General features: G+C 62.9%; 1 protein-coding gene. It reads left to right on the top strand.

All coding sequences use genetic code 11. The annotated features are described in order from the left end of the window. Positions 1-105 precede the first annotated feature (105 nt). Positions 106-458: hypothetical protein (locus Q1A69_RS20160; protein ID WP_299589730.1), on the top strand; the 353-nt coding region annotated here is incomplete at its 3' end.

Raw genomic sequence — 458 nt, 5'->3', positions numbered from 1 at the left:
GTGGCGTCGATCGACAACAGCGGCAACACCACCCTGTACGAGTACGACCAGCGCGGCAATATAGTGAAGGTGCTGAAGCCGGAAGCGGACGTCCACACCGAGCAGATGACCCAGTTCCGCGCCCACACCGCCACCGAATACGGCGTCAATGCCTTCGGCGAAGTGGTGATGGAGAAGGTGGGGGCCGAGGCCGCCGCCGGTGCCAGCAGTGCCACCCGCAGCGCGGTAAACAGCTACAACCTCCAGCACGAACAGCTGCGCCTGCAGGACTATGAGGCCGGCTTATTGATGGCCAGCCAAGACGGAGTAGGGGATTACGACACTCAGGTCTACGACCAAGCCGGCAATCTCAAGGGCAGCAGCCAGTTGGCGTACCGCGCTAACGAGCGCGGCAGCGGCACCAGTGCGCTCTACTACCAAGTGGCCTACCACTACGACGCCAACAACCAGCTGGTGCG

This window comes from uncultured Microbulbifer sp. (assembly GCF_947498635.1).
In the GTDB taxonomy this organism is placed as follows: Bacteria; Pseudomonadota; Gammaproteobacteria; order Pseudomonadales; family Cellvibrionaceae; genus Microbulbifer; species Microbulbifer echini.
Note: the sequence above shows the minus strand (reverse complement) of the source record. Positions and strands in the feature narration are given on the sequence as shown.